The organism is Acinetobacter sp. 22323 (assembly GCF_052044895.1).
GTDB classification, from domain to species: Bacteria; Pseudomonadota; Gammaproteobacteria; order Pseudomonadales; family Moraxellaceae; genus Acinetobacter; species Acinetobacter schindleri.
Genome location: NZ_JBQEOL010000003.1, coordinates 88,978 through 114,240, shown reverse-complemented (window position 1 = coordinate 114,240; position 25,263 = coordinate 88,978). Strand labels below are relative to the sequence as shown.

General features: G+C 43.5%; 21 protein-coding genes and 7 tRNA genes. 8 read left to right on the top strand and 20 right to left on the bottom strand.

What is annotated here, in order from left to right:
• Positions 1-34 precede the first annotated feature (34 nt).
• A complete protein-coding gene (locus ACTJIX_RS02960; protein ID WP_440611152.1) occupies positions 35-565 on the bottom strand; it encodes a YaeQ family protein in 531 nt (176 codons plus the stop codon).
• An 81-nt stretch (positions 566-646) separates the two neighbouring features.
• Complete coding sequence (locus ACTJIX_RS02955) at positions 647-1,669, bottom strand: CobW family GTP-binding protein (RefSeq protein ID WP_440611151.1); 1,023 nt, start codon at positions 1,667-1,669, stop codon at positions 647-649.
• A gap of 398 nt (positions 1,670-2,067) precedes the next feature.
• Between ACTJIX_RS02955 and ACTJIX_RS02950 the strand changes: the two genes are divergently transcribed.
• The gene (locus ACTJIX_RS02950) at positions 2,068-2,304 is read left to right on the top strand and encodes a hypothetical protein (protein WP_071320197.1); all 237 of its coding nucleotides are present in this window, start codon (positions 2,068-2,070) and stop codon (positions 2,302-2,304) included.
• 366 nt (positions 2,305-2,670) lie between these two features.
• On the top strand, positions 2,671-4,275 hold the full coding sequence (locus ACTJIX_RS02945; protein WP_325777693.1) for a bifunctional 3-(3-hydroxy-phenyl)propionate/3-hydroxycinnamic acid hydroxylase: 1,605 nt from the start codon (positions 2,671-2,673) through the stop codon (positions 4,273-4,275).
• Between the two features lie 74 nt (positions 4,276-4,349).
• Here the strand turns inward: ACTJIX_RS02945 and ACTJIX_RS02940 are convergent, their stop codons facing one another.
• From ACTJIX_RS02940 to ACTJIX_RS02910, 7 genes are all read right to left on the bottom strand, one after another.
• Positions 4,350-4,967 (bottom strand): glutathione S-transferase family protein, encoded by a 618-nt coding sequence (locus ACTJIX_RS02940; RefSeq protein ID WP_440611150.1) that lies wholly within the window; start codon positions 4,965-4,967, stop codon positions 4,350-4,352.
• A 129-nt stretch (positions 4,968-5,096) separates the two neighbouring features.
• The gene (locus tag ACTJIX_RS02935) at positions 5,097-5,990 is read right to left on the bottom strand and encodes a LysR substrate-binding domain-containing protein (RefSeq protein WP_440611149.1); all 894 of its coding nucleotides are present in this window, start codon (positions 5,988-5,990) and stop codon (positions 5,097-5,099) included.
• Between the two features lie 13 nt (positions 5,991-6,003).
• Positions 6,004-7,191, bottom strand: coding sequence for an MFS transporter (locus ACTJIX_RS02930; RefSeq protein WP_163170997.1), 1,188 nt, complete (start codon positions 7,189-7,191; stop codon positions 6,004-6,006).
• 31 nt (positions 7,192-7,222) lie between these two features.
• Positions 7,223-7,786, bottom strand: coding sequence for a TetR/AcrR family transcriptional regulator (locus ACTJIX_RS02925; RefSeq protein WP_440611148.1), 564 nt, complete (start codon positions 7,784-7,786; stop codon positions 7,223-7,225).
• 132 nt (positions 7,787-7,918) lie between these two features.
• Positions 7,919-8,440 (bottom strand): acyl-CoA thioesterase, encoded by a 522-nt coding sequence (locus tag ACTJIX_RS02920; RefSeq protein WP_004814807.1) that lies wholly within the window; start codon positions 8,438-8,440, stop codon positions 7,919-7,921.
• A gap of 296 nt (positions 8,441-8,736) precedes the next feature.
• A complete protein-coding gene (locus ACTJIX_RS02915; protein ID WP_004814805.1) occupies positions 8,737-8,913 on the bottom strand; it encodes a hypothetical protein in 177 nt (58 codons plus the stop codon).
• A 344-nt stretch (positions 8,914-9,257) separates the two neighbouring features.
• On the bottom strand, positions 9,258-10,256 hold the full coding sequence (locus ACTJIX_RS02910) for a patatin-like phospholipase family protein (RefSeq protein WP_005222992.1): 999 nt from the start codon (positions 10,254-10,256) through the stop codon (positions 9,258-9,260).
• A 122-nt stretch (positions 10,257-10,378) separates the two neighbouring features.
• Here ACTJIX_RS02910 and chrA point away from each other — a divergent pair, with 122 nt between their 5' ends.
• Positions 10,379-11,587, top strand: a complete 1,209-nt coding sequence (gene chrA / locus ACTJIX_RS02905; RefSeq protein WP_005222995.1) for a chromate efflux transporter — start codon at positions 10,379-10,381, stop codon at positions 11,585-11,587.
• A gap of 51 nt (positions 11,588-11,638) precedes the next feature.
• Here the strand turns inward: chrA and ACTJIX_RS02900 are convergent, their stop codons facing one another.
• The gene (locus ACTJIX_RS02900) at positions 11,639-13,114 is read right to left on the bottom strand and encodes an alanine/glycine:cation symporter family protein (protein WP_005222998.1); all 1,476 of its coding nucleotides are present in this window, start codon (positions 13,112-13,114) and stop codon (positions 11,639-11,641) included.
• A 55-nt stretch (positions 13,115-13,169) separates the two neighbouring features.
• Positions 13,170-14,408: a sodium/glutamate symporter gene (gltS, locus tag ACTJIX_RS02895; protein ID WP_005223001.1), complete on the bottom strand. Its 1,239-nt coding sequence runs from the start codon at positions 14,406-14,408 to the stop codon at positions 13,170-13,172.
• Positions 14,409-15,298: 890 nt separating this feature from the next.
• On the opposite strand from gltS, the gene ACTJIX_RS02890 reads away from it, so the two are divergent.
• Positions 15,299-16,006 (top strand): nitroreductase, encoded by a 708-nt coding sequence (locus tag ACTJIX_RS02890; protein ID WP_005223003.1) that lies wholly within the window; start codon positions 15,299-15,301, stop codon positions 16,004-16,006.
• Between the two features lie 48 nt (positions 16,007-16,054).
• On the opposite strand, the gene ACTJIX_RS02885 is transcribed toward ACTJIX_RS02890, so the two are convergent.
• Positions 16,055-17,263 carry a multidrug effflux MFS transporter gene (locus ACTJIX_RS02885; protein ID WP_103799658.1) on the bottom strand — a complete coding sequence of 403 codons (1,209 nt, stop codon included), beginning with the start codon at positions 17,261-17,263 and terminating at the stop codon, positions 16,055-16,057.
• Between the two features lie 150 nt (positions 17,264-17,413).
• Between ACTJIX_RS02885 and yccS the strand changes: the two genes are divergently transcribed.
• From yccS to ACTJIX_RS02865, 4 genes are all read left to right on the top strand, one after another.
• A complete protein-coding gene (yccS, locus tag ACTJIX_RS02880) occupies positions 17,414-19,588 on the top strand; it encodes a YccS family putative transporter (protein WP_333822225.1) in 2,175 nt (724 codons plus the stop codon).
• Between the two features lie 85 nt (positions 19,589-19,673).
• Positions 19,674-20,234, top strand: a complete 561-nt coding sequence (locus tag ACTJIX_RS02875) for a hypothetical protein (protein ID WP_440611147.1) — start codon at positions 19,674-19,676, stop codon at positions 20,232-20,234.
• Positions 20,235-20,400: 166 nt separating this feature from the next.
• On the top strand, positions 20,401-23,037 hold the full coding sequence (locus ACTJIX_RS02870) for a PepSY domain-containing protein (RefSeq protein WP_440611146.1): 2,637 nt from the start codon (positions 20,401-20,403) through the stop codon (positions 23,035-23,037).
• Positions 23,038-23,135: 98 nt separating this feature from the next.
• Positions 23,136-23,918, top strand: a complete 783-nt coding sequence (locus ACTJIX_RS02865; protein ID WP_005223011.1) for a YdcF family protein — start codon at positions 23,136-23,138, stop codon at positions 23,916-23,918.
• A 25-nt stretch (positions 23,919-23,943) separates the two neighbouring features.
• On the opposite strand, the gene ACTJIX_RS02860 is transcribed toward ACTJIX_RS02865, so the two are convergent.
• The 8 genes from ACTJIX_RS02860 to ACTJIX_RS02825 all read right to left on the bottom strand — a co-directional run bounded on the left by ACTJIX_RS02860 (position 23,944) and on the right by ACTJIX_RS02825 (position 25,253).
• Positions 23,944-24,405, bottom strand: coding sequence for a DUF2750 domain-containing protein (locus tag ACTJIX_RS02860; protein ID WP_034434278.1), 462 nt, complete (start codon positions 24,403-24,405; stop codon positions 23,944-23,946).
• A 73-nt stretch (positions 24,406-24,478) separates the two neighbouring features.
• Positions 24,479-24,554, bottom strand: a tRNA-Val gene (locus tag ACTJIX_RS02855).
• 102 nt (positions 24,555-24,656) lie between these two features.
• A tRNA-Asp gene (locus ACTJIX_RS02850) sits at positions 24,657-24,733 on the bottom strand.
• A 23-nt stretch (positions 24,734-24,756) separates the two neighbouring features.
• A tRNA-Val gene (locus tag ACTJIX_RS02845) sits at positions 24,757-24,832 on the bottom strand.
• Between the two features lie 31 nt (positions 24,833-24,863).
• Positions 24,864-24,940 (bottom strand) — tRNA-Asp (locus tag ACTJIX_RS02840).
• Between the two features lie 13 nt (positions 24,941-24,953).
• Positions 24,954-25,029, bottom strand: a tRNA-Val gene (locus ACTJIX_RS02835).
• A gap of 21 nt (positions 25,030-25,050) precedes the next feature.
• Positions 25,051-25,127: transfer RNA gene (locus ACTJIX_RS02830), tRNA-Asp, on the bottom strand.
• Positions 25,128-25,176: 49 nt separating this feature from the next.
• A tRNA-Asp gene (locus ACTJIX_RS02825) sits at positions 25,177-25,253 on the bottom strand.
• Positions 25,254-25,263 lie beyond the last annotated feature (10 nt).

Below are 25,263 nucleotides of genomic sequence, written 5' to 3'. Positions count from 1 at the left end.
GGATACAAGTCGAAACTTGCATCCTTGTGAGTTGTTATTGTAACTGTTCCCACTCAATTACAGCCTGTGCCTGATCGCCAATCAAAGTCCATTCACTATCCATGATGTTTAGCTGCAACTGCATAGTGCGTTCACACAGTTGTTGTACCGCTTCGGTACTCGCCGGAGACAGCTTCCACACTTCCACATTGGATAGGGTCTTCAGTTTAGAACTGCGCTTGTACCATTCATCGACAGAAGTACCATAAGCCACGACTGCAACTTTCTTGCAACGGGCACTTGCCTTTTTGACCTTATCTTCATCGGGCAAGCCGACTTCGATCCACTGTATCAATTGACCGGTCAGGTCTTTCTCCCAGAGAGCAGGTTCATCAGTTTCAAACATGTCTTTAGTAAATTCAAGCGCTTCACCAGCAAAACGTGCATAAGCCAAAACACGCACCATTAGACGTTCAATGGTTTCCGAAGGATGCAATGCCATCGTTAACTGATAATCTTCATAACGATGGTTATCCATATCGGCAATATTCAGGTCAGCCTTGTAAATCGTTGCTTTAAGCGCCATAACACAATCCTCAAATTTGGCGCCTAGCATATAAGATTTATATCGATTTTGCTGAACAGATTTATCGCCATGCCAGAAAATTTAGCTAGCAGAATGTCCTGCTTCCGCATCAATCCGACATTGCATCAGCGCAGTTTCAAAATTCAGCCAGTCACGTTCAGTCTGGTAAATAATCTCGACCCGGTTATCAATACCCTCTTCTGCTGACTGATAGTTAAACTGCTCCGGATTAAAGTTAAAGCTTTTCCAGCCCTGATTGGTATTAAAAATCCCTTTGATACGTAGCCAGTCCTGCAGTTCACAGAGCAAATCAAGCAGATCATAAAAATCAAACTGCCAGCGTTTTGGCAACTTCCAGCCAGCCACTGCATAACCTTGGGCGGATTCCACATAATGATAAGGTAGCTGCTGGATTTTCACTGCAACCTCATCTGCACCAAGGGAACGCTGCTGTTTTAACAAGGGCTGAATCTGACGAACAGAACCGATATAGTCCTGCTTGAGCTGTTCAATATCAATCTGGCCATTTACACTAAATAACCAGACCTGGTTATAAGCCTGGTACTCCTGCTGTAGCTGTTTCAAACTTTCCTGATCTTCTGCAGTCATTAAATCGGTATGCGACACAATGACAATATGTGCAGCCTTGAGCTGATCGGCATACAGGTTCTGGGTCGTCCAGGCTTGATCATGCAAACGCGAACCATCGACGACAGTCATTAATGCCTGCATCTTCAGATGAGTCTGCCAGTGCGGTTCTGTGAGCTGTTCCAATAACTGCGCTGGATGCCCCAACCCGGTCGGTTCAATAAACAGTCGATCTGGCTTGGATTCGGATAATAATCGCGACAGTGCCACCTGCATTGGCAACTGACTGCTACAGCATAAACAGCCACCTAATAGTTCTTTGACTGCGTAGCCTTCATGTTGTGGTAATAAGGCTTGATCCACGCCAATCTGACCAAACTCATTCATCAAAACCGCCCAGACTTCATTTTCCGGCTTTTGACTGAGCAAATGCTTCAGTAGTGTGGTTTTTCCTGCCCCTAAAAAACCGGAAATAATATGCACGGGCACTGCAGATGAAGGAGAAAGGAGTTTCAAGGCGAGCTCACATAGCAATGAAAATGAGGAGATTGATACATTATAACAATGCCATTTGGCTTGCAGGGAGTTAATTTACTGATGTAACTAGTAAGTTCCTCAAAACTTCAATTCTGTCAGTTTTTACCAATTTTCAGCGTAGGCAACCACTGACACAAGCTCAAAATTTAACCAATTATGAAATGTTTTAAAACATTTTAATTGATTTTTTGGGGTTAAATTTAACAAAAATAAAACATAACCCTGAGTTTTGTATACCGGACGTACACATTGTTCTATAGCTTCTGTTAAATCAATTGCGGTACGAATTTTCAGCCCCTAGCATAAGTCCCTGTTGTGTTGATGTGATGGTCAACGCAATAAATGACTTGTGAATAAAACCTATAAGGATGCCAAACATGAACTATGCTCAAATTCTACTTGCAACTACACTCAGCGCAGCAGCGGCAACTAGCTTCGCAGCAACTAAAACCACAGATAGCAAAGCAACAACTGAAGAAGAAAAAGTTGTCGTGAGCACTCAGGAGCTTCCTGAAACTCAAGCTGCAACTGCTCCGGCGACTGCAGAACAACCAGCGTCTGAAGCAGCTGTAGAACCTGCAACTAAAACACCAAAAGCATCATCTGCTCAATAAGGCAATTTTGCTTTTACCGATAATGAGTAGCCGTTCATTCGGGTACTCATAGCTCCTGTTGGGTAACTCTCCAGTGGATTTATGGTCCATACTCTACAGGAACTTTAAATGGCTGATTGCAGACCTTTGCATTCAGCCATTTTTCTAAGCTTTTTTTGCTTTCCATCATAATAAATGATGATTATTAAATCACTCTAGACCATGAGATATATTTATAAATTATATTATTTATCAATAACATAAATATTAAATTTGTTTTTTCACCATGCATTATAACTATGTAGCACCGACTATGGCATAGCTTGTTTAGACTTTGGATTTAGCCCTTAATCAACTTCATTCTGGACGGATTTAAGGAACCTTGCGATGAGCAATGCAAATTACACAACTGAAGTAGCCATTTTGGGTGCAGGTCCGGTAGGTCTGACGATTGCCAACTACCTGAGTAAACAGGGCGTACAGGTCACTGTAGTTGAACAGCTGGACAGCCTGATTGATTACCCTCGTGCAATTGGCATTGATGATGAATCATTGCGTACGATTCAATCATTAGGTCTGGTGGATCAGGTCCTTCCACATACCACACCCAACCATGCGATGCGTTTCCTGACTCCGAAAGGTCGCTGTTTTGCGGATATTCAACCATTGACGCGTGAGTTTGGCTTCTCTCGCCGTAACGCATTTATTCAGCCACAGGTAGACAATGTTCTACTGCAAGGTCTAAAAAAGTATAAGAAAACTGAAGTACTGTTCTCTCGTCACTTGACTCATTTCAGCCAAGATGCTGACGGCGTAACACTAAATGTTCAGAGCAAAGATGGTGGTTCGGAAGTTGTACGCGCGCAATACCTGATCGCATGTGATGGCGGTAACTCTTATGTGCGTCGTACTTTAAATATTCCATTTGAGGGTGAAACTGCACCAAACCAGTGGATTGTGATCGATATTGACAATGACCCATTGGCAACCCCGCATATTTACCTGTGCTGTGACCCGGTGCGTCCTTATGTATCTGCTGCCCTGCCTCACGGTATCCGTCGTTTCGAATTCATGGTCATGCCAGGTGAAACGCAGGAAGAATTGAGTAAGCCAGAAAATATTGCCAAACTCTTATCTAAAGTCCTGCCAAATACTGATGGTATTGAAGTGATCCGTCAGCGTGTTTATACCCATAATGCGCGTATTGCGGACAAATTCCGTGCCGACCGTATTCTGCTTGCCGGTGATGCTGCGCACATTATGCCTGTATGGCAAGGTCAAGGCTATAACAGCGGTATGCGTGATGCCTTTAACCTGGCCTGGAAAGTAGCACTAGTGGTACAAGGCAAAGCAGGCCCAGACTTACTGGACTCTTACCAGGTAGAACGTAAGGACCATGCCAAAGCGATGATCGATCTTTCGGTCATGGCAGGCCATGTGCTTGCGCCACCGAAAAAATGGCAAGGTTTTGTACGTGACGGTATTGCCTATGCATTGAACTATATTAAGCCAATCAAACAGTACCTGCTGGAAATGCGCTTTAAACCAATGCCGAAATATCATGATGGTGCGTTACTAGCAAATACTCAGAAAGATTCTCCAGTTGGCAAAATGTTCATTCAGCCACAGGTCAAACTGGAATCTGGTGAAACTGTATTACTGGATGAAGTCATTGGCAATGACTTTGCCATCATTGCCTGGGGTGTAGATCCGAAATGGGGCTTAAGCAAGGAATCAATGCAGCAATGGAAAAAACTTGGTGTGAAGTTCATTCAGGTTATTCCTGCGGTTCAGCTGTCTAATCAACAGCGTAAGCAATATGAAGATGTTATTACCATTGGTGATATCGGCACTGATATCCGTACATGGTTTGGCAAGACCCAAGATTCTATCGTCATCCTGCGTCCAGACCGCTTCGTAGCAGCTCTTGCCATTCCTCAATCTATGGAAAGCACAAGCAAGGCGCTGTTCAACAAGCTCCATGTTAAATAATAATTGACCTGACTTAAAAAACCACGCTACGGCGTGGTTTTTTTATGTATGGATGACAATAAATAAGGTTTCAGCTAAGTACGGTATCGCTGAAACCATGGAATATCTTTGAGTGAATCACGGTACGCCATCTGCTGTAGAAAAGGCTTGAACTCCTCAAAAGGCGGTAATATTTCGGAGGAAATAGCAAAGATTAAACAATAAGCCACATATAAATCTGCAGCCGAACATTTTTCACCAAGTAAATACGGATTTGCTTTCTGTATTCCCTGCTTAAGGAAATTAAACACAGAATCTTCGTGACCAAAGCTCAGACTTATACGATTCTTTTCGATCTCTGTCTGAAGTACCTTGAGGTTTTTGATATCAATATATTCAGTCAAAGGGCCATGGCAGAAGAACATCCATTTCAGATAAGCCCCGCGTTTAGGATCATCTAGTGCAGGCGCCAGACCTTTCTCCCGATATTTATCTGCCAGATAGACATAAATTGCTGCCATTTCTGAAATGACAATACCGTTATCCACCAGACATGGAACCTTACCCATGGGATTAATCTGCTCATAAGCTGGCTGGTGCATCTCAGTATAAGGAATTTCAATCTGCTCAAGCTGATTCTCAATTTCCAGCTCTTTCAGCAAGGGCAGCAAAGTCAGGCCGCGAGACTGCGGATTATTATATAAGGTCATCATAATCGTGAACCTATGCTTTATTTTATTTCCTGACTATAGCGTTATTTTAGAGCGTAATGAGTGAGGATATGCTACCAATCATTTCATCCTCATCTGTGTCGGTTTCCCTAGCCGATCCCTCTCCCTAAATTAAAATAAATCCAGGCAGAATTTTTCTTTTAACACTTTCAGGATCAGGTTAATCACTTCATGTTTCTGATCCTTGCGATAAGTCGCATACAAACCAATCATCGGGAGCGGCTCGATGGTCTTTTTCACCATAATATTTTCACCTAATAACGGAATGACATAAGCCGGTACTAAACTCCAGCCTACTCCCATACCGACCAGATTCACATTCAGCAAAATATTGGTGGAATGCTGTACCACATTGACCTTAATACCGGACTTCTTCAGAAATTCATGGATGATATTAAACAGCTGAGGTGAAGCCTGTTCATCACTGATCACGAAGTTACGTCCTGCAAAATTCTTGATACTTAAGGCAGGTATATCTCTTACATCGGAGTCGCGCGGTACGATCAAGGTTAATGGCTCATCAAAAATCTTGATCGATTCAAATTCTGCTGAAGAATCTGGATAGCGGGTAAAAGCGATATCAATTGTCCCCTGGCGAAGCCATGAGAACTGTTCAGCATCGGTCAAGCTATGAAACTGGGCTTTTAAATCCGGAAAATGCGCACGGATATTCGGCATGATGTAAGGGAAAATTTTCATTTCTGCCACAGGTACAAAGCCAATATCCAGATGCTCTTTTTCCACTTCTGCGACCTGGCGAGCCAATTGGATCGCCCGTTCAGCATGTTCCAGACTCTGCAAAGCTTCTTTGAGAAATACCTCTCCTGCTTCGGTCAGCTCAACTTTACGGTTAGAACGTTCTAATAGCTTGACCCCAACTTCCTGTTCCAGATCTTTAATCTGCTGGCTAAGAGAAGGCTGCACTGTATTTAGCTTTTCCGCAGCACGAGTAAAGTTCAGTTCGCGTGCAACCATACAAAAATAACGTAAATGTCTAAGTTCCATGTTCTTATTCCTGTTATATCGCTACTTTTGTTCGTTTCTTGGATATGGTGTATCGATAGACCAGCAGAGTCAATATCACGATCATCGCACATAACATATACGTGGTTTCATACCCCCAATGCGCTATAAAAATACCCATCATTACAGACCCGACTGCCAAACCAAGATCAAACAAAGTAAAGAAGGTTGAGATAGCATGTCCCATACGCTGTTTCTCCACCGCCTGAATCGCCAGAGTTTGCAGACATGGGAAAAGTGAACCATAGCCAATCCCAATGAAAACAGCAGAGAGCCACAACATCCATTGATTATTGACTAAAGTCACCAGCACCAGACCTAAGGCAAAAAAGATCAATGATGGATAGATCACGGCGTCCGGACCTTTACTGTCATAAAATTTACCGACCCAAGGACGTACCAGCAACATGGAGAACGCGAAGACAATAAAGAATAGGCTGACATAGGACAGCAGCTGCTTGGTTTCTGCAAAGACCGTAATAAAGCTGGTAATACTGGAATAAGCAAATGCAGTAAGTAGCGCTACAAAGCTCACAGCCAGGACTTTTGTTTCGATAATATCCTGCAAGCTTAATCGCGATTTTTCTGCAGTTTTTACTTTCGCTTGAGGCAGCTCTCGAATATTCAAGATTAAACTGAAGATCAATCCCAGACTGATCAGGACGGCGAGAATGCCAAACAGCATCTGAAAGCTGGTGAACTGAATCGTAGTTAAGGCAATCAGCGGACCAAACACCACTCCGAGATTGGTCGACATGACGAAATAACCCATCCCTTCCCCTTTACGCTGATCCGGAATAAAGTCATTGGCTACCGGTACGGTCACCGTAGTCAAAATACTGAACCAGATGCCATGCAGAAAACGCACGATCAGTAGTGAACTCATGCTATCAATCAGCAGATAACTAAAGGCAAACAGCGCAAATAAGAGTCCTGCCCCACGCATCGCCAGTTTCTTACCCAATTTCTCAATAATCAAGCCTGAAAAAGGGCGAATAGCAATAGAAGACACCAAAAATAAGGTCAGCGCCAAGCCCGCTTCTTTCACCGTTCCACCCAGATCTGTGGTGATGTAGATTGGCAAAATCGCGATCAGGGCAAAATAATAGGTAAACAGAAATAAATTATTCAGTACGCACAAAATAAATGAGCGATTCCATAAGGGAGCTGTCGTGCTAGACATAAAAACCAACTATATACAGAAAATTCTAAAATCAGGCCTGAGGTCTTGCAGGCTGTAGGTTCAGTGCAACCAGCGCGCGAATATAACTCTCATCCGGCATTTTGTTAAAAAAGATAATCTGGTAGTGAATCGGCCCGTACAAACAGTCCAGCATCAATTCAAAATTATAGTCCGCACCGATTTCTCCACGCTCAATCGCTTGCTGGATCAAGCCGCGCATTTGTTCTCGACGCGGTAGCAGATACTGGGTGAAAAATTCCCCTGCAAGTTCACGATGATTAGCCATCACCACCAGTAATGCCCGTCCTACCGGATGATCCAGTGCCTGAGATAACCGTATTAATTGCTGTACCAGGTTATCTTCCAAAGACCTGGAAAAATCCAGATCAAAAATAGACGCGGTATGTGCTCTGAAGGTATCCAGAACCAGTTCAGACTTATGTTTCCACCAGCGATAAATAGTGGACTTACCCACCCCCGCCCGTGCAGCGACATCCTCAATGGTGAGCTGATGATATTCATATTCAATCAGTGCTTCTGCCACCGCCTGCAAAATACATTTTTGGCGACGTGAGCCTTTTTCTTCCAGTGTCATATAATCTGTCAAAAAACGAAACGATACGTATCGTTTCATATTAGATGATTTATAAGGTTATGACCAGTCCGTATGAAAAGCACAGGCCAAAAAAAGACCTCTAATTTGAGGCCTTTTTTCACTTTATAGAAATTAGCTGTGGGCTGTTTTCTTATAAATACTGCAAGAAGGATGATGATTTTCTTGCAGTCGAGCAATCTTACGCTGTTCAGCTGCTTCAAAACGGCAACGTTTCCAGTCATTATCCAGATTCAGTGGTGGAATATGTTGCGGTTTACCATTTTCATCGACTGCAACCATGGTGAAGTAACAGCTGTTGGTATGACGCACAGTACGTTTTTGGATATTCTGCGCCTCTACACGGATCCCGATTTCCATCGAAGTACGGCCCACATGGTTCACACTCGCCAAGAAAGTCACCAATTCACCCACGTGAATAGGTTCTTTAAAATTCACTTTATCCACGGACAGCGTAACCACATAACTGCCTGAATAGCGGCTCGCACAGGCATAAGCAACCTGATCCAGCAATTTCAGAATGGTACCACCGTGGACATTTCCTGAAAAATTCGCCATGTCTGGCGTCATAAGAACAGTCATTGTTAATTCTGACTGATCGTCTGAAGCTGGTGCAATTTGATCTAATGGGGCCATCGCTTTCTTTGAACTCTTTGAATGACAATGATATAAGCACATTATTATATCGTTTTTACTACTAATTAAATGTTCTATTCGGCAAAAAATCCATCATTATTATTTATATGAAAAATGATTTCATACAGAAATAAATATAATAGAAGCCGCTTGAATGATATTCCATCGAACCTGTATTTCAGAAAATCATTATTCATTTATTATTTTCATGATGAATAATCTGTATATAGATGGAATTAAGAATTTATCCAGACTGTTTTCATAACCTCTCATAGATAAATTCTTCTATTCATCCTTTAGTCAGCACTGAGTCTTAACATTTCCTGAGCGACATTTTGATAACTCAATACTTGCTGACCGTCGAGCTGTGTTTCTACAGTATAAGTGCCATCCTGATGTGTAGCAGTTACTTTAAAGATGTATTGCTCAAACTGAGCCAGTTTGACCTGCTGCCCGACTTCAAGATTATTCATATATCACCCTAGATCTGATCTTATCTGTTTTCATCAATTGTATTCTGACATGACTGATTGAATTTTTAAACAATTGATAAACTTAAGTATATAAATAACCATATAAAATTCTAAAAATATATACTTTAATAATATATTAATTCTAGTAATTTATTTAAATTTCAGCGGCTTATATTTTTAAAGCTGATTATTTTTTATTAATATATACTTAATAACACTTAGCTCATATTTTCTATAGATTGATATTTTCTTATAAGTAATTCTTATTATTTTTTTGAATATATGAATTAAAAAACCCTCATTTATTACAAATAAGGGTTTTAATTGAATAGCTGCTTTAGAGATTATTTTTCACGGGCCAGTAACTGTGGAATCTGATGTCCCTTTGCATAATCATATTTCTGATATACCTGTTCAATTTCAAGCAATTTCCCCCGTGCCGCTTCAATACCCGCTTCCATAGTCATGGTTCTGCCACGCACATCAAAAATATGTCCTTTCTCACGCAAGTCTGGCTGGATCACTACATCCGCATGTTTTAATTCTTCAAAGGCAAGTCGCTTCTGCATGATGTTGATGTTCTGATTAAACAAGCCCCAGACATTGGTCGTTTCGGTATGAATCGGCTGCGCCAGAATATCTATGGCAATGACAATATCTGCACCCAGTTCACGAGCAACATCTACAGGTACCGGACTAACCAGACCGCCATCCACATATTCCTTTTCTTCAATCATGGTGGGAATAAACATACTTGGAATCGCGACCGATGCACGTACCGCCTGACCGGTATTACCATAATTAAATACGACTTTCTTGCCTTCTTTCAGGTCTGTCGCCACCACAAACATGGGGATCTTCAGGTCCTGTAAAGGAACATTGTCTACCTGCAAGTTGACATAATCTTCGACTTTTTTGCCATCAAAGAAGCCTTTTAGATCGATTCTGAAATCACGAACATCATTGGCTTTCATGCTCAGCGCAATATTGCGCAGCTCAATCGCAGGTTTGCCACTGGCATAAATAGAACCCACAATACTGCCAGCACTGGTTCCCACAATCATGTCCGGCTGAATGCCTGCCTGCTCCAGTACCTCAATCGCGCCAATATGCGCATAACCACGAGCACCACCACTGCCTAAAACCAGCGCAACCACAGGACGCTGCTCGGTCGTTTTAATCTTCAGAAAATCGATTTGATTCGGACGTGCTTGTGCTGTGCTGTACTGCATTTGCTTGGATTGAATACCTGCATTCACTGCCATCACTCGCTGATCAGGCATGCTCTGACAGCCGTTTAAAAACAGTCCCAGCATGATGAAGCTCAACCCATAGTTCCGCATACAGCACTTATCCTCATTTTAATAGCTGCATAGTGTATAAACACCATGTTAAATTAACTGTTGAATTTCGTAAATTTGTCATACAGTTTGAATAACTTGTAGCTATTTAAACCTGTATTATCATGCAGTCACCTACCCTTTATCAGATTTTTCTGACTTTCTTCAAGCTTGGATGTACCGCATTTGGCGGACCTGCTGCACATCTGGTATTTTTTCACCATAAGATGGTCGGTCAATTGAACTGGTTGAATGATACCCAATATCAACAACTGGTGGCATTGGCCCAACTCCTGCCAGGACCCAGTAGCAGTCAGGTCGGCATCGGCATCGGCTATATGCAACGAGGTTATAGCGGTGCCTTAATGGCCTGGCTAGGTTTTACTTTGCCATCTGCACTGTTAATGACTTTGGTTGCCCTGCTCGGACAACGCTACTTTCACATTTTAAACTCGCATAGCTTTCATGTGATCCAGCTTATTGTGTTTGCAGTGGTCAGCTGGGCATTCTGGCAAATGTTGCGTAGCTTCTGTAAATCCTGGTGGCAATATAGCCTGATGATCGCTGCCACAATCCTTCTGGCCGTCATCCCACTCAGCTTTAACCAGATCCTGGTGATTCTACTGGCTGGCTTGATCAGTATTGCGATGAGCAAGTTTCAAAGTCAAGCACTGTTACAATCGACACCAGTGAAAAATGCCACTCTAGACACCCCCTATATTCAGAAAAAGCATGCAATTTACTGGTTTATCGCCTTTTTGCTGCCCTTCATAAGTATCCCCCTTCTGGTTCAGTACCTGCACTGGTCTGAACTCGGTTTCTTTGCCGATTTCTATCGAACAGGTTCTCTGGTCTTTGGTGGTGGACATGTCATTTTGCCCCTGCTTCATCAGGACTTTGTCAGCACCCAGCTGGTCAGTGCACAGGCTTTTGACCTAGGCTATGCTTTTGCCCAGTTGATGCCTGGTCCGCTGTTCAGTTTTGCTAGTTATCTTGGTGCTTTATTGGACTGGACGGATCAGCTCTGGCTCAATGCCCTACTGGCGACTATTGCTATCTTCTTGCCCTCATTCTTACTGATTTTTGCAAGCTTACCTTACTGGTCCTGGCTGATGCAGCAAGCTGTGATCCGTCATGCAGTGGCAGGGATTAATGCAGCAGTGGTCGGACTGTTACTTTATCTGGTCCTGCAACTTGGACAAAGTTACCTGAAGCGCTGGGAAGATGTGGTATTTGTAATCGTGATAATTTACCTGCTACGGTCAAAACTTCCACTCTGGTTCAGCCTGATTACAGGCTTCGCAGTCTATTATAGCTATCTCAGTTTTTTATAAACTGGAGCCATAAAAAAGCCCCGAATGATTCGGGGCTTTTTCAATAGGGTTTTACCAGATATCGGATTTGACTTTGTCTTTAAACTTAGGATGTTGATCCAGTTTAAACACTGGCTCTTTCACCCCACGCTTTAACTGACCAGTATAGTCTTTCAGAAGCATCAGGATAAATGGCATCAATAACAGAATCGCAATCAGGTTAATACTTGCCATCACGCCCATGAACAGATCTGCCATGTTCCAGATCAGTGGTACGCTGGCAATCGAACCGAAATACACCATGAACAGTACCAGAATACGGAAGATCATCATCACACCTGGATTGTTATTGATGAACTGCACATTCCCTTCTGCATAGGCATAGTTCCCGATAATGGAAGAGTATGCAAACAGGAATAGAATCAATGCCAGGAAGTCATCCCCCCAGGCACCGATCTGGCTTTCTAGTGCCATCTGGGTCAGGGTTACGCCTTCAAATCCGGCATTTTCATACAGTCCAGACACCAGAATAATGATCGCGGTACATGAACACACCACAAAGGTATCTACAAATACACCCAGCATTTGTACTAGGCCCTGATTCACCGGATGTTTTACATCCGACGCAGCAGCAGCATTCGGCGCAGAACCCATCCCTGCTTCATTAGAAAACAGGCCACGCTTGATACCCATCATCATCGCCATAGAAACCATGGCACCGAAGAAACCACCTGCAGCAGCTTCAAACTCAAACGCTTTAGTGAAGATCAGCTGGAAGATAGATGGCAGCATATCGTAATTGATCACAGCAATATAAAGCGCCACAATCAGATAGAGAAGCGCCATAAATGGCACAAAGCTTTCAGCAACTTTTGCAATCCGCTTGATGCCACCGAAAATGATCACCGCAGTGATCAAGACCAGAAATAGACCTAACCATGAAACTTCAAGGTCAAAACCACCCAATGGCAAGTTCAGATTCGCCTGATCCCAGCCCCAGGCATGTGAAGTTGCACCAATAATCGCATTGGCCTGCACCGCATTAAAGACAAAGCCGTACGTCAAAATCAGCGCGATAGCAAAGAGGATACCCAGCCATTTCTGTTTCAAACCTTGCGTAATGTAATACGCTGGTCCACCACGGAACTGCTTGTTCTGGGTATCACGAATCTTGAACAGCTGTGCCAATGAAGATTCAACAAATGCCGAACTCATCCCCAGAAAAGCGGTAAACCACATCCAGAACACGGCACCTGGACCACCAATGGCAATGGCAATCGCAACACCAGCAACATTACCCACACCTACACGGCTAGCCAAACCCGTTACAAAGGCCTGGAATGGCGTAATCCCATGCTCATCCTTGGTTTCATTCCGGCTGCGTTTCATGACTTTCATACTGTGCCAGAACAGACGAATCTGTACGGCCCCAGTCATGATGGTATACAGAATACCCACTGCCACTAGGAAGACGACCAGAAAATCCCAAAGTGGACCATTTAGGGCATTGACCCAACCCAGCAGGGTTTCATTGAGCTGTTCATTCATATTCAATCCTTTCTATCCGTCTTAGATTTATTGTTATGACTCTGCATATCTATCCTTATACAAAGAATTTCAGAATTACCTGAATCACAGTGGCATTGATCAAGTCTACGAAGAACGCACCACAGAGCGGTACAATCAGGAAGGCCTTATGTGATGCACCGTACATATTGGTAATGGCCTGCATGTTTGCAACTGCCGTCGGTGTTGCCCCCATACCGAAACCACAGTGACCTGCTGCCAGGACAGCCGCATCATAGTTTTTGCCCATGACACGAAAGGTTATGAATGCTGCGTACAGTGCCATGGTAATAGTCTGTGCACCGAGGATCACCATCAGTGGGCCCGCAAGGTCGGCTAATTGCCATAATTTCAGAGATAACAATGCCATTGCCAGATAAAGTGATAATGAAGCATTACCAAATACATCAATCGCGCGATCAAAGACCTTAACCTTAAACACACCTTCAAGCACGTTACGCAGGATTACACCACCAGCCAGCGCCCAAACGAAGGTTGGCAGTTCAAATGCAGTACCTTTACTGAAACCGGTCATAAATTCTGCAAATGCCAGACAGCCTGCAAACAGACCCAGTGTAGTAATTGCATTATCTGCGGTAATCAGGCGTACGCGGTGTGGATATTCAAATGGAATGTATTCAGTTGAATTCACATCTAGCGGAGTATTATCACGTTTTTCAACCTGAGCCGCAGTACGAGGCGTGGCTAATTCATGGCGGTTAATCAGCATTTTCGCCAAAGGGCCACCGATGATACCGCCAATGATCAGACCGAAAGTCGCACTGGCCATACCAATCACCAGGGCACCCTGGATACCATGTTGCGTTTCCAGAATCTCGCCCCATGCACCTGCCGTACCGTGACCGCCAGTGAGTGTAATTGAACCTGCAATCAGACCAATCAGTGGATCAATACCCAACAGGCTAGCCAATGTCATACCGACAGTGTTCTGTACTATGATAAACACTGAAACTGCGATCAGGAAGATCACCAGACCAATACCACCTTCACGCAGCTTGGCAAAGTTTGCACTCAAACCAATCGATGCGAAGAAGATCAGCATAAAACTGGTCTGCAATTCTGCACTTGTGGTAATACTGTAACCCCACAAGCTATGGATGATCAGGGAGATAATCGCTGCAACCAGACCACCTGCAACAGGTTCTGGAATGTTATAGCGCTTTAAAAAATCGATTTTATTGACCAGGAAACGACCGAGCAATAAGACAATCACTGCAGCAATCAAGGTATAAAATGCGTTAAAAGTAAAATCCATAATTATTTGCCCAAGATGATTCTGAATTTTTGTTGTTCTAAAAGTAATCTTTTGACCTAAGTTTAGTGGATGATGTCCACCTCCCTACCCTATATCAGTCAACACGGACAGTAATCTCTTTTAGAAAAACAAAACAATTCAGCACCTGATTCAAATTCGTTAATGCAATCTGGCAGATTGCATATAACCCTAAGACCATCTTAAAAATACAATGTGCGAAATCTTGAGGCTGTTAAACAGTCGGTTCTGCATCGAAAGATGAGATAAAAGCTTCATCATCCTGCAGGATCTCGAAGCACAATATTTTTAAATTCATTCCAAACCCACAGATACGCTACAGAAATACCGCGATAACCACAGTTTTTTATATTTACGATCCGTTCAGAATGTTTAGAATGAACCTTCAGATGAAAAGTCGGACATTATGCGGTGTCTTAATGCACTGTATTATTGTTTTTTATTAACAATATTTTGACTTTTCATAAAAATAATTCATAAATAGATAATTTTTTGATCTATCTTTCCTTATTTTAAAGTTTTAACAATTCATTATAAATACCGCATATTTAATGGAGATTCATTGAAGCTTCGATCTATTTTATTAGGATTATTGTAGTCTATATTGCTTATACAGCATTTTTATGAAAGTTTTATTTATCTTAATCACAGGATATTTAAGAAAAAATTAATTTATAGATAGCTAATATCGAATTTAGCCAAGAATAAAAGGTGCAGCGGCATGTTTTAGAGTAATGAAGTATTGATCAATTCTTAAAAACCAATATTTTTAGCTTAGCCTTTGTTCATAGATGAACTTACTTCATCGCATCAGTTAATATCATTTGTTTAGTTTATAGTCAGAACTTACCATCAAGGAAATAACAATTCATATGGATCAAACAATCGTCAATGCTGTGGATCAAACCATCACTTCCCGTCATTCAGTTCGTGCTTTTCTGAATACGCCTGTAGATCAAAATACCTTGAAAGATATTTTAACGGTTGCCAGTCGCGCACCTTCCGGTACCAATACCCAGCCCTGGAAAGTCTATGTACTTACAGGTAAAAAACGCGATGAACTGGTCGAGAAAGTATGTCAGGCACAAATGGAGATTTATCAGAATCCAAAACTGGCTGAGCAATACAAAGAAACTTTCTCTTATTATCCTGAACAATGGCTTTCACCTTTTATTGACCGTCGCCGTGAAAATGGCTGGGGACTGTATGGCTTGCTGAATATTCAGAAAGGCGAAAAAGAGAAAATGGCACGCCAGCAGTTGCGTAATTTCCAGCTGTTTGATGCTCCAGTAGGTTTATTTTTTACTGTACACAAATCATTAGGCATTGGCTCGAAAATGGATATTTCCATGATGATCCAGAATGTGATGCTGGCAGCTAAAGCACGTGGATTAGATACTTGCCCACAGGCAGCTTGGAACTATTTTCATCCTATTGTGCTAGACGTGGTGGGTGCTCCTGAAGATGAAGAATTGGTTTGCGGTATGGCTCTCGGCTATGCAGATCCAGAGGATATTGTAAATACTTTCATTACGCCACGTGTGCCAGTTGAGGACTTCGCTGTCTTTTTAAATGACTAATTGTCTGAACTTGTAAGCTTATCTTGAGCAGTTATGCCGTCCCTATGTTTAATCCCCTTTAGGCGACGGCAGCTGCAGACGGTAAATGGTCACTGCCGCAATCCCAACAAAGATCGCCATTACCAGCGCCATATTAAATAAAGCATTCCACCACATAAAGTTCAGCAGAATCCCGCCAAGCAGACCACAGGCAAACTGCATGCTGCCCATAATGGCACTGGCAGTTCCAGCACGTGCCCCCTGCTCAGACATCGCAATCGCCATGGCATTTGGTCCGGTAAAACCAGTAGATGCCACCACCATAAACATGGCAACAATGACCAGAATTAAAGATTCAGTCTCAATTATTCCCAGCACCAACAAAGCAATTACGCCACTAAGTTGTAAGGTCGTTCCAATTCTTAAACGACTTAAAATCCCAAACCGATGTGCCAGCTTTTTATTCAAGGTGGAAAACAGCATAATCCCGACCGCATTACCACCAAAGACATAAGCAAACTGCTGCTCACTTAAATGAAAATGATCCATCAGAATCGCTGAAGATGAGGTGATATAACAGAACAAGACTGCACTGGAAAAACAACCAGCAAACATTGGCTTTCTGAAACTTTCATCCTGAAAAATTGCCTGATATAGGCTCATGACCTGGGTAAAATTCAGTTGTAAACGGCGTTCTGGCTCTAGGGTTTCTTTAAAGAAAAAATGTACGCATGCCAGAATCACCAGACCAAACAGCATCAGCAATACAAAAATCATATTCCATTCAAATACCAGCAATACCCAGGCACCCATACTCGGCGCTAGAATTGGAGCAATCGTACTGACAATCATCATGCTGGCAAAAGCCTGAGCTGCTGAATGCATATCTAGGCGATCACGGATCGCAGCGCGGGCAATTACCACACCGACACATCCGCCTAAGGCTTGCAGCACCCGTGCGGCAATTAGACTCCATTCATTTTGAGCAAATACACAGAGCAGACTTGCCACTGCATATAAGGCTAAACCAAAGTACAATGGCGGTTTACGTCCGATACGGTCACTGACCGGACCATAGACCAGCTGCCCGATCGCTAGCCCCAGAAAATAGGCGGGCAAACTGTTTGCCACCTGCTGGGTAGTGACACCAAAATCATCAGCCATTTGTGGCAATGCCGACAGATACATATCAATAGAAAGCGGGCCAAGTGCAGTGAGGGATGCCAGTAATATGATCCAGGACATGGCATAGTTTTTATTGGTCGTTGTTGTCGACATAATAATATTTAGAATTTAAATGAGCGCTGTGCAGACAAGTTTACACAGGGCATAGTATGATTTGTGAAGCAAATTTACTTATTTTTATTGCTAAATTTTCACACATTTATTAAGTCTTTATCTAAAGACAGTGGTATAGAAGGACGAATCTTGAAATCCTGGCTCACTCGTTTCAAGCAAACCACCGGCAATACGACGTTTATGTATAATCTGCGGATGATCATTGCCTTTGCAGGAACTGCCTTTGTGCCTTATCTGATGGGTCAGCAGTTAATGACCATTCCACTGACCTTGGGTGTGGTGGCAGCAGGTTTAAGCGATATTGACGACCGCTTCTCGGTCCGGATTCTGAATCTCCTCTATACTTATATTGGCTTCTTTATTACAGCCTCTGCCGTTTATCTGTTATTTCCGTACCCGATCCTGTTTGCCTTGGCACTCATCGTGTCCTGTATTGGCTTAATTCTGCTCGGCTCGCTGGGACGGCGTTATGCTACGATTTCCTATGGCTGTCTAGTGATCTCAGTCTATTCCATGCTCGGGGTGGAACTGTTTGATAACTGGTACACCCAGGCAGGTCTGCTGGTTATCGGTGCCATGTGGTATGGCCTGTTATCTACAATCAGTTTCCTGCTGTTCCCTGCCCGTCTGGCACAAGACAATCTGGCCAAGTGCTATTCGTCGCTCGGTAACTTTCTTTATGCCAAATCGAATCTATTTGATGTTGATATGACATCGAGTAGTTATCAGCAAAGCATGATTGAACTTTCACTTGAAAATGGCAAATTAATTGCGATTTTTAATGATATGAAAGCTGCTTTACTGACCCGACTCAAGGGAGATCGAGGACAGAAAGACACCCGTCGCAGCCTGCAATATTATTTTATTGCCCAAGACATTCATGAGCGGGCGGACTCAGCGCATATTGATTATCAGAAACTGGCAAAGATTTTTGAGCATAGTGATATTCTGTTCCGCTTTCAGCGCATTTTGTCGATTCAGGGCAAAGCCTGTAAGGACCTGAGCGAAAGTATCCTTCAGCGCAAAACCTACCAGCATAATTCGCGGTTTAAGCATGCCTTTAAGAACCTGCGCTATTCGCTGGATAAGTTACGTCAGGAACAGCAGTATGATGAAGTCTGGATCAATGCACTGTTTTCCCTGTATCAAAACTTAAAGTCGATTGATGCTCAGTTACGTAATCTGGAAACTGAACGCAATATTAAGTTCGAGCGTGCCAAACATATTGAAAACCAGCTCAAAGATGACGACTTAAAAGGCTGGGAAGATATCCGGATCCGGATCAAACAGCATCTGACCCCGGAATCCGTGCTGTTCCGTCATGCGGTGCGTTTGTCAATTGTACTGCTGATTTCTTATATCTTTGTACAGCTGACCAATATCGAATATGGATACTGGATTCTGCTGACTGCCCTGTTCGTGAGTCAGCCCAACTTTAACGCCACCAAGCGCCGCTTACGTCTGCGGATAGTCGGCACATTGATTGGGATTAGCCTGGGCTTTGCCGTTCTGTATTTTGTCCCTTCAATCGAAGGTCAATTACTGCTTCTGATCCTGAGTGGCGTGCTGTTCTTTGAATTACGCAGCAAGCAGTATGCGCAAGCTACAGCCTTCATCACCATTCTGGCTTTGATTAACTTTAACCTGGATGGTGTGGGCTTTTCCGCAGCATTGCCACGGATGATTGATACCCTCATTGGCTGTGCGATTGCCTGGTTCGGGGTGAGCTTTATCTTCCCTGACTGGAAATTCCGCCGTCTGCCGCGTTCAATCAAACGTTCTTTAAATGCTGAGGTCGATTATCTTAGCGAAGTGATTGAACAGTATAAAACTGGGCGTAACAATGGTCTGCGTTACCGGATCGTGCGTCGCGCTGCACATAATACCGATGCTGAAGTTGCCTCCCTGATTTCGACCTTGGCGACTGAGCCCGATTTTGATCCTTTGCAAAAGAGCCAGGCTTTCGAATTTCTTTGTCTGAATCATACCCTGATCAGCTATATTGCTGCGCTGGGTGCACATCGTGAGAAAATCGAGGATCAGGAAATTTTAAGCCTGCTAGATCAGGCGCTTGAAGACATTCGTGGTGCATTGCTGGCCGATGAAGTGCCCGATCTCAGTGCACAGAATATGATCCACAATATTCGTCAACGCCTGTCACACCAGCAGGATGAAGACCAGAAATCCCTGATCATTTTGCAGCAACTGTCCTTAATGTTCAGTATCTTGAATCAACTCAGTCAGTTAAAGCAAAGTTTAAGCCATGAACGTGATGAGCAGGCAACCGAATTAGCCTCATTATAATTTGACTGATTTTGGAACAATATACTCACTGAATTGGTACAAATAATGCTAAACTTTTTGCAGTTTTAAATTTGTAAATTTCACTATGACCGCGAAAAATTTATACGCCTATACCCTACAGCCTGTGAACTATGAAGTGACAGAACAGGAACAACGTCATGCTCAGCTAATGATCTGGCGCAGTACCAATAAAATTGGCATGAAAGCCTGGCTGATCATGGTTGCAGTTGTGGCACTTTCTATTCTGGGCATTATCATGCTCAAGAACTATTCTACGATTTTTTGCTGGGTGGCACTGGTGTGTGTGGTGCTGTACTACCTGATCCGTACTTTTGGTCTGGAATGGTATGTAAAGCGTAAGATGAACGAATTTCCAGTTCAGGAAATTAAAGGTATTCGTCTGGGTGTACAACCTCACGGGATCGTGATGCGTCAGAAAATGGGTCTACAAGAAGGTGTAGGTGCGATTGGCTGGAAAGACATCTATGAATGGTACAATACACCTGAATTCATGCTGGTTAATTTCAAAGTTAAAGGTCAGCAAGGTGCTTATATCCTGCCAAAACGCCTGGATAGCAAAAATTTCTCATTCGAAACCATTCGCAAGCATTTACGTGAAGAAGTAGGCGAACCGAAAGAAATCTGATACGAACTTTCATTAAAAAACCTCCTACCTGGGTACGGAGGTTTTTTTGTATTCATAACTGTAAACGATAATGAGAATAAATATTATCCGCAAAATCCATCATTCTATTGCGATATTCCTTTATAATCAGACCATTTTCTAATATTCGTATTTTCATCCAACGACCATGTTTAAAAAAACCTTTTTCCAGATCCACTGGTTTCTTGGAATTACTGCCGGTCTGGTCCTGTCAATTATGGGCGTTACCGGGGCGATATATTCCTATGAACAACAGATCCTGAAATGGATCAATACGGACAGTTATACCGTACAGGCACAATCCGGACCGAAACTCAGCCCGGCTGAGCTGTATCAGCACTTTAAGCAGCAAAATCCTGAAATGCAGATCAACAGCGTGAGCCTGGATGCCAGTCCAACAGGATCCAGTACGGTTAATATTGCCAAAGAAGGTGCTCGTCGTGGCTACAACATGATGGTCAACCCGTATACGGCTGAAGTACTACCTGAAATCAAAGGCCGTGAGTTCTTCCAGTTCATACAGCAGCTACACCGCTATTTAACCATTGGGCCTGTCGGCAAGCAGATCACAGGTGCCTGCGCCCTGATGCTGATTTTCTTTGTCTTGTCGGGTCTTTACCTACGCTGGCCAAAACGCCATTCAGTGAAGCAGTGGCTAGCTGTGAAGCCGCAACTGAAAGGTCGTAACTTTATCTGGGATCTGCACGCGGTTGTTGGAACCTGGGTCGTGATTTTTTACCTGATCCTGGCGTGTACCGGACTGTACTGGTCTTATGACTGGTGGCGCAACGGTATGTTCAAGGTGCTGGGTGTAGAACGTCCACAACCTGAAATGCAGCAAGGTCAAGGCGGCCGTGGTGGTGCAGAACAAGGTCGTAGTGCTGGCGAATCACGTGGTGAAGGTGCAGGCGAACGTGGTCCACGAAGCGAAGGTCAGCGCGAAAATCGCGGTGAAGGTCGCGAGAGAGGTGTTGATGATACCCTTCTACTTACTGCATTGAACAAGAGCTGGGCAGGTTTCCAGAATGAATTCAATGATAAATATTCAACGGTTACTTTTAATATCCCTAAAAAAGCCGATGGTGAACTGAAACTCAGCTTTACTGATGTTGAAGTTCAGCATGAGCGTGCCCGTAATAATGCTACTTATAACTATCAGGATGCAGCATTTACATCGGTAGAAATGTATGAAGACAAAAAGCTGAATGAAAAGATCATGAGCAGTATGTTACCGGTTCACCGTGGCAGCTTCTTTGGTCCGATCTACCAGTTCTTTGCCATGGTCGCGTCACTGCTGATGCCACTTTTCTTTGTGACCGGCTGGATGCTGTATCTGAAGCGTCGTAAACAGAAGAAATTAACCCTTGCCGCACGTCAAGGCGCTACAGCCGTCAATATTGATCCAAATGCCAGGCCTTGGCTGATTGCTTATGCCACACAAACCGGTGTTTCTGAACAGCTGGCATGGCGTACCGCAACTGCCTTGCAACAAGCACATCAACCAGCAAGGGTAAAAGCCGTACAACAGCTGACGCTGGCTGATCTGCAACAGGCTGAACAGGTGCTCTTTATTGCAAGTACTTATGGTACCGGTGAAGCACCAGACCTGGCTTCGTCATTTGAGAAGAAAATTCTGTCCGGTCAGGCTGACCTGAGTCATCTTCATTATGCTGTACTGGCGCTGGGTTCTAAAGAATATCCGGATACTTTCTGTAGTTTTGGTCACCGTATTGATCAATGGCTGAAAAATAATGGTGCTCAGCAATTATTTACCACTATTGAAGTCGACAATGCCAGTAACGAGCATATCCAGCAATGGAATGCCGCACTCGCTCAGTCAACTCAGCTAGAACTTCAGGCCATGGACATTGATAAAACCTTTGACCATTGGACCCTTGTAAAACGTGAGGTGTTGAATCCAGGCAGTCTGGGAGCTCCAGCCTTTAACCTGGAATTTAAACCTGAACATGAAGCACAATGGCAAGCGGGTGATATTGCAGAAATCCAGCCAGGGAACAGTGCTGAACGCATTGCGCAATTCCTGGCAGCACACCAAATTCCTGCAGGTACTGTGGTTGCCTCTATGCAGCAACGTATAGAAGACATCCTTTGGAATCGTGATCTGACTCAGCCAATTTTCCCATTTATTTCTTCAGAAGAATTACTGAATCAGTTACCCGTGTTACCAACACGTGAATATTCTATTGCCAGTATTCCAAGCCAACAGATCTTGCGTCTCGTAGTTCGTCAGCAACAGGATGCATCCGGTGAACTTGGTCTAGGTTCAGGCTGGTTAACACAATATGCCGCACTCAATGCACCTATTGCCTTGCGTATTCGCAGCAATGATTCCTTCCATCTGGTGGATGATAACCGCCCAATTATCTGTATTGGTAATGGTACCGGGATCGCTGGCCTGATGAGTTTACTGCATACTCGTAACCGTCAGGACTATAATGAAAACTGGCTGATCTTCGGTGAACGTCAGCGTGCACACGATTTCTTCTATCAGGAAACCCTGGAAGCCTGGTTGACTGTAGGTACACTAAAACGTCTGGATCTGGCATTCTCACGTGATCAGGCTGAAAAAGTTTATGTACATCACAAGCTCCGTGAACAGGCGGATGAGCTGAAAACCTGGATGAACAATGGTGCTGTGATTTATGTCTGCGGTAGCATTGATGGCATGGCCAGTGATGTCGATCAGGCACTGATTGATATTCTAGGTGAATCAACTGTTGATCAATTACGTCAGGACGGTCGTTATCGCCGTGATGTGTATTAATCAGTGAATGATAGAAAAACCGGGCCATGTTGCCCGGTTTTTTCTTGCCTATAAAACTGAAATACCTACAATAAAATATGAAAATTACAGGATTATTCATGTCAGATTTTTATAAATGCCTGATCAGTAGTATTGTAGGGATTTTACTGAGTGCAGACAGTCTCTGGTTACTCTTACAGAACAAGATTCATCTGGGAATCTTGCTACCACTATTGATTGGCGTGTTACTGATTATTTACGCCCTGTTCTTTTCCTATTTCCAGCAATGGCACCAGCACTCCAGGTTTCGTTCCAGTGTATGGAAATGGATGTGGATTGGACTTTTTACCTGGGTTGCCAGTGTTCTGATCTTCTTTGGCTATATTCAAAGCAATATCAATAGTGATAATACCCAATTGCCAACCAAGGCAATCCTGGTTTTAGGTAGTGGTATAGAAAACAACCGACCCTCGCCAACCTTGCAAAAACGTCTCGACACTGCAGCTGACTATGTACAATTGCATCCAGAAGCATTGATCATTATGACGGGTGGCTTGAGTTTTCAGGAGAAATATACTGAAGCTGAAGTGATGCAGACTTACCTTAAACAGTCATATCCTGCTGTTCGTAATCCAGTTGCAATGGAAGATCAAAGTACCAGCACCCAACTCAATCTGATCAACTCCAAAAAGATTTTAAACCGTCATCAGATTACTTTGAATGATCCAATTACCATTGTCACCAGTGACTTTCATAGCATTCGTGCTCGTGCCATAGCCAGACATCAGGGCTATACACAGGTCATCAGTATTAGCGCAGAAACACCACTATATATTCGCTATAACTCGTGGCTACGCGAGTATTTTGCTTTTCTTAGCGGCTGGTTGCTGAATGAATATTAAAAAAGATTTATTTAAAAGATAAAAATCAATGCAATCGGATTTGGCGTGGCAATGGAATATGACCGTTTTTAAAGATCTCCGGCTTCTGTACATAAATCTGATACAGATAATTCTTGATATCCAGCAGCATTTTTTCTGGTGCAACCAGAATATTTTGCCCTTCAGGCGTCAGATCTAGAGATAAAGCGGTATGTTCTTCACGCAGGAAAGGAATCACTTTTTCAATAAAGTCTTTGAAGCTGATTTCCTGAATTTCGTATTTTTCCCAGTTATCTTTGATGAGCAGTTTTGCCAAGCCTTTACTCTGCCAGGTTGCAAAAGCCTTTTGCCCTGTTGGCGTTGCACAGAGTGCCCAGCCATCTTGGTATAAGGCGTAAATGCAGCCTTGTGCCACAATTGTTTCAATGAACTGTTTATAAACTTGTAGAGGATCGTAAGGAGTATTTTGAGTTTTAGCCGCGGCCTTGCGCTGATATGGATTTCTCATAGCCATGAAATTTTATAAATTATTATAGACTTAGGATTCTATGGAAAATTTAGATTTTAAGCAAGAGAGAATATGGTGGGCGCTGACGGGATCGAACCGCCGACATTCTGCTTGTAAGGCAGACGCTCTACCAACTGAGCTAAGCGCCCTGAAGAGTAAAAAATAACATCGTTATTTTTTATGATGCAAGACAAGCGAAGCGCGTAGTCTTAGACTTTGATAACACATTCTTCACATCAGGAAATGAAAAATGGCGCAGCGGACGGGACTCGAACCCGCGACCCCCGGCGTGACAGGCCGGTATTCTAACCAACTGAACTACCGCTGCGTGTCGTATATCTATAAAAGATATGGTGGGCGCTGACGGGATCGAACCGCCGACATTCTGCTTGTAAGGCAGACGCTCTACCAACTGAGCTAAGCGCCCTCAAAGGGTCAAACTGTTTCGATTCTAAGGATGGCGCAGCGGACGGGACTCGAACCCGCGACCCCCGGCGTGACAGGCCGGTATTCTAACCAACTGAACTACCGCTGCATCACAAAAAATCTGGTGGGCGCTGACGGGATCGAACCGCCGACATTCTGCTTGTAAGGCAGACGCTCTACCAACTGAGCTAAGCGCCCTCAAAAGGTCTATCATGTAAATGGCGCAGCGGACGGGACTCGAACCCGCGACCCCCGGCGTGACAGGCCGGTATTCTAACCAACTGAACTACCGCTGCACTTACACAATGTCGCTATTGTGGCAAACGATTCATCAAGAACTTAAAGTGGCGCAGCGGACGGGACTCGAACCCGCGACCCCCGGCGTGACAGGCCGGTATTCTAACCAACTGAACTACCGCTGCACTAAAAGAT